This is a genomic window from Paenibacillus sp. 01T422 (assembly GCF_056398785.1).
This window is the reverse complement of the sequence record NZ_JBFTQB010000400.1, coordinates 1-5542: the sequence shown is the minus strand read 5'-3', so window position 1 is coordinate 5542 and position 5542 is coordinate 1. Positions and strand designations below refer to the sequence as shown.

3 protein-coding genes and 1 pseudogene are annotated in these 5542 nt (G+C 50.5%); all 4 read left to right on the top strand.

What is annotated here, in order from left to right; genetic code table 11:
• A pseudogene (locus AC1DUA_RS21355) lies at positions 1–368 on the top strand (extracellular solute-binding protein); the annotation flags it as partial.
• Positions 369–468: 100 nt separating this feature from the next.
• On the top strand, positions 469–1806 hold the full coding sequence (locus tag AC1DUA_RS21350) for a Gfo/Idh/MocA family protein (protein WP_477501689.1): 1338 nt from the start codon (positions 469–471) through the stop codon (positions 1804–1806).
• On the top strand, positions 1803–3998 hold the full coding sequence (locus AC1DUA_RS21345; protein WP_477501688.1) for a glycoside hydrolase family 88/105 protein: 2196 nt from the start codon (positions 1803–1805) through the stop codon (positions 3996–3998). The genes AC1DUA_RS21350 and AC1DUA_RS21345 overlap by 4 nt, the downstream gene beginning before the upstream one ends.
• Before the next feature lie 109 nt (positions 3999–4107).
• Positions 4108–5542, top strand: a 1435-nt coding sequence (locus tag AC1DUA_RS21340; RefSeq protein WP_477501687.1) for a cache domain-containing protein, incomplete at its 3' end; no start/stop codon positions are given.

Sequence of the window (5542 nt, the reverse complement as noted above, 5' to 3'; positions counted from 1 at the left end):
AGGTACTGCTGCCGCCAGAGGATAGCCGTCCGCTTGCTCTGGGCATGCGTAATTTGACAACCAAAGAGGATATGGATATACGGATCAAAGAAACAATCCCGGAGAACATGCAGAAGATGGTGCAAGATATTTTCACCGTCAACACGGCTGATGCCCGCCGCATTGCTGGAGACGGCCTGCCGAACACGGTATACGAAGGCTTTCCAGATATTCAATCGCATAAGCTTTTCCAGGAATATTTGACCAAAATTGTGATCGGCGAATGGCCGATGGAGAAATTCGATGAGTTTGTTGACCGTTGGAAAAAATCCGGAGGCGACAAGGTAACTGAACGCGTCCAAGAATGGTACGCAAAGGTGAAAAAGTAACAACGTGATAGCCAGCGCGTGGGTCCACCCGCAAAGCCTACTTAACTTCCTGCGGGGCCCTAACGCGCTGAGTAGTTAAACATGGAAGGGAATGTAGCTCATGAGAAAGCGATATGCCATCTGCGGGGTAAGCGGTCGGGCGCTGGGAATGTTCGCCAAGCCAATTACGTCGACCTTCTCCGCTCGATGCGAGCTCGTCGGCTTGTTGGATCGCGACCCAGCTCGCTTCGAGCTATTTCGGACAAGATTTCCGGAGCAGCAGGAGATCGGTACTTACGAAGAACATGACTTCGACCGGATGGTTGAAGAGACGCGTCCGGACGTCATCATTGTCGCTGGGCGGGACGATACCCATGCGAAATATATCATAGCGGCTCTTGAGCATGATTTGGACGTGATCACGGAGAAGCCGATGGTGACAACGGGAGAAGACGCTAAGCGTGTGATGGAGGCTGAATCAGCTAGTAAAGGGACGGTCACGGTTACTTTCAATTACCGTTATGCACCCATTCATACGAAGATTAAGGAAATGCTTCTGGCAGGCAAGCTTGGCAGGATTACCTCGATTGACTTGAATTGGTATCTCGATACCTATCATGGTTCAAGTTATTTTAAACGTTGGAATCGGGTTAGGGAGCTATCTGGAGGGTTATCCATTCATAAATGCACGCATCATTTCGATCTGGTGAATTGGTGGATCGGGCAGCAACCTGTCGAGGTATTCGCCTATGGTGCCTTAAATTATTACGGAGCCGAAGGGGAAGCGAACCCTAGTAAGGAGGACGGCCGTTACTGCTCGACGTGTGAGCAAACCGCGGATTGCGACTATTATTCCCGTTGGAACACGCGAAGCAAAAATATGCAAGTACAGGACGATCATCTCGGTTCACTGGGAGCGGTGAAAAGCAAGTTTCCTTACTCGGATTATCGGCCTGATCAATGTATCTTCGATTCACAAATTGATATTGAGGATACCTATGCAGCAACGGTCAAATATAACGGCGGCGCACTCCTCAGTTACTCGGTTAACTTCTCCCTGCCGTACGAGGGATATCGATTGGCTATTAACGGTACGAAAGGGAGACTTGAGTCGGTGGAGTATCATATGCCGAGTCGTACCCCCTTTCCGATGCCTGTGCAGACGATCGATTATTACCCATTGTTTGGCTCTAAGGAAACGATCCATGTGGTGCACCGAGAAGGTGGTCATGGAGGCGGAGACCCGCTATTGCTTGAGGATTTATTTATGGGCGAGGATCGCCGGCGGCCTTACAGAATTCTATCCGGAGCCGTGGATGGCGCGTATTCGGTGGCGACCGGGGAAGCGGTATGGCGTTCTGTGAAGGAACACCGCCCTGTTACAATTGAGGAAGTACTTAACGGGGAATTCTCGAAGAAGGCTCTCAGTCTAAGCGGAAAAGGAGTGGCAGGAGAGTGACGACATCATTAACCCGCTATATAAATCCAGAGGAGAGTATGGCCGCTCAGACGGATGGTACCAACATTCCTCATGTGCTGACCGTGATGGCTCAGCGTTACATCGGTGAGCATCCGCCGCATGGTCCGGTGTATAGGGTCACACGATCGAGTGAAATCCGTAAGCTTGAAAACCATACGTATTCGTTTCCAATTGAACGTATATTTCCTGACATGCGCACGGGTCAGCAGGTATATGCCTGGGCGAAGCTGTGGATCGAGGAGCCGCAAGAGTTCGTATTTCTTCTTCGATGTCTCGGTCCTGTCCAGCTCTATCACAATGGGGAGCAGTGTTTCGGCTCCTCCCCCGAGGAGGAAGCGGAAGGAGCATCGCCGCTGAAGCTGAAGATTGGGCTGGTTCGGGGCTGGAACCATTTTGTTCTGGCGCTTAGCAAACGTGCAGATGGTTGCTGCGGAGCGGAATTTGGCTCTGGTAACCGCAAGAATAAGCCTTATACTTTTCTTGCACCTTCGCTAGAGCGTGAGGGAGAAGAAGGCTGGATATATACGACTCCGCTGGAAAGCCCGCTTACACAAATTCCGGCTGCGACGATGAGGGAAGAGGTAGTAGGTGCGACATCCTGGCTCCCGCAGCGCGCAGACAACAGAGATAGCGGTAATGGGCAAGGCCATTTGGAACAACTCTACGGTCTGTATCCTGGTTGGAAGGCAATCTCATGGACAAATGTGCGAGTTGACCCTGCAATGACCGGTCCCGTGACTGTGTCGGGGGTTACTTACGGCCCGGTGACTTTTATCTGGAATGGATATAAGATCTATGAAGCTGCCGGGGCAGGCTCGTTCAGTTTCAATTTAGAATCGTGCCGGCGAAGTGGAAGYCTCGTGGCATACAGCACGTGTAGTGGCGAGGGTTGGGGGTTTCAGCTGCTTGGGGATTTGAAGAGTGTAGTGCTTAACACGCCAATCAAAGTTCATGGCTATGCAGGCAAATGGCTGTATCTGGGGCCTTTCGCTGCTGACGCCGAGCTGCGCGCGGAAGACTATATGAAGATGGATACGGTTGCAGCTGGCACTACAGGTGAGGTGTTCTGGACGACGAATGAGCCTGGGACTTACGTTAGACCTTTTCTCGAGAACGAACTTTTCGGCCGCTGGAACTACCCGCTTGGTGTCACCTTATTCGGGCTGCTTGAGACCAGTCGTTTATTAGCGCGCAGCGATATGTCGGATTACGTAACCCGGCACGTGGAATTTGCGACGTCCACCTATGCGTATTCCCTTTGGGATCGGAAGTACTTTGGAGCGGCTGGCTTGAATAATCAGTTATCGCATATCGACAGCCTTGATGACTGCGGATCCTTCGGAGCGCTTGCGATTCTAGCGAACCGCTTGCGGCAGTTGAAGGGAGCACGTGCGGTTTCGGACGACATCGCGCATTACATCATGAATGTGCAAGACCGTTTGGAGGATGGGACGCTTTACCGTCGTATCGGCGTATCGCCAAGCATGCATAATACCATGTGGTGCGATGACATGTACATGAGTGTGCCGTTTCTATGCCGATATAGCGAGTTATCCGGAGATTTAAGATATGTAGAAGAAGCTTCCCGCCAACTGCTGTTATATAAAAAATATCTATATATGCCTGATCAGCAAATCATGTCTCATGTCTATGACGTAAGCAGTGGAAAGCCGTCATTGACGACATGGGGGCGGGGGAATGGCTGGGTATTTTTCTCCCTCTCCGTGCTGCTGCAAGCACTGCCGAAAGGGCATTCCAGCTACAAAGATATTCTCCGCTTTTACCGGGAGTTGGCGGAAGGTTATCTCCGGCTGCAGGGCAAAAGCGGCTTGTGGCATCAGGTATTGACGGATCCTGAGTCGTATGAGGAGGCGTCGTGTACATCGATGTTCATCTATGGCTTCGCACTTGGTGTACGTCACGGTTGGTTCCAAGAGCCTCAAGCGTTCACGGAGGCGGTAATGTCCGGCTGGAATGGCTTATGCGCACGCGTTATTGATAAGCACGGGAACTTGTACGGCGTATGCAAAGGCTCCAGCTGGTCTTACTCGAATGCGTATTATAAACATGAACTTGGCTGGAACCTGAATGACACACACGGGATTGGCATCGTACTCTTGGCTGGGATTGAAGCGAATGCCATGATGAACAACTTAAGAATTAAAAGCTGAGGCTAGAGAGAGTGAAATGGAGAATGGGCAGCCGGGAAGGAAYGTGTCGCGAGGGAACGGATCGCGCTATAATAGTAAGATCTCCTAATAAGGTGGGAACCCCAACGTGATGCAATCCTTGAAAAAATGGCTGAAATACAATTTAGCCCATACGCAAACTCGGCTCGTACTCATTTTAACCGTATCGGTGTTTCTAATCATTCTAGCCGTCAGCCTGACATCCTACTATACGTCAAAGTCTGTCCTGCAGGAAGAACTCAGCGAGCCGCAACGCCAAATGCTTCAATTGAATATGAACGTCATTGATGACGCTATCAAAGAGAGTGATAAGGCCGCCATTCAGGTCGCTTTGAACGCAAATATTTATAAGTTCCTGACAAGTGAGGTACAGAATTCGTACGCCAACATATCGGATATCTATCAATTGCTGTCCACCCTGATAAGCAATTCTAAATATATCAAGAGCATCTATGTGTATGATATGACAAAAGGGAGCTTCATCGCCATTCCGCAAGGCTACAGCTCGAGCAAACGGAACTTTGACGATTCAGATTGGATTAATGTCGTCGACGAGTTCGGTGACGGCATGACGGTGATCAAGAAGCGTCAGGTGCCGGAGGGCGCTGGTAGAAAGGGCTCCGAAGTTACACTTTTTCGCAAAATCATGATTCAAGGACAGTTCAAGGGAATTGTGACTGTCAACCTCAAGGATGAGGAGCTGTTCGCTAAGCTGAATCCTCCTGTGCTAAACAATCTAAATCGGATGCGTTATATCATCGACGAGCATGATGAGATCCTTTACGCGGTCTCCAACTATGATTTCGACCAGGAGTCGATTCGGCAGGCGCTAGCCCAGCTCAGGGAGGATGGCAGCAGTGACATTACCCATCAGAATCGCAAATTCCTGGTCAATCAGCTTGTCTCAGAAGTAACGGGCTGGAAATACGTATCCATAGTCGTACAGGACAGTCTGCTGGCCAAGTCCAAGAAGGTTCGCAATGCCGTCTTGATCGTTTCCGTGGCAGCACTGGCGCTCGGATGCGCGACGATTTTCTACATCAATGCCGCAGCATTCCGCCCTGTCCGCAGGCTGATGCAGTTATTTAGCAGCTACGACCGCAAGTCCATGAATTCCGAAGGTATCGATCTCGAGAAGCTGGCTGGTGAACTGCTTACTAACCATGCGCATCTGTCTCAGCTCGTAAGGGAGACGATGTCGGAGGCGTCATCTAAGCTGCTGTATGATATGTACACGGGGAACTTGACGGGCAAACGGGATATAGAGGAAAAGTGGCATCGCTACTTCGGTGAATGGTCGTCAGAACCCTTTACGGTAGCCGTTATATCGATCGACCAATATGAGGAGTGGTCGCGCAAGTACACGGGCGACGATCAATCATTATTGAAGTTCGCTATGGCTAACATCGTTGCTGAGCTGTTCGAGCAAAGGTGGAGAGTCGTTTGTGCCGACTTTGGCAAAGACAAGATGGCCATATTGCTGCAACCGCTTGAAGCGGGGATCGTGCTTGAGCGTAAGTTGGAAG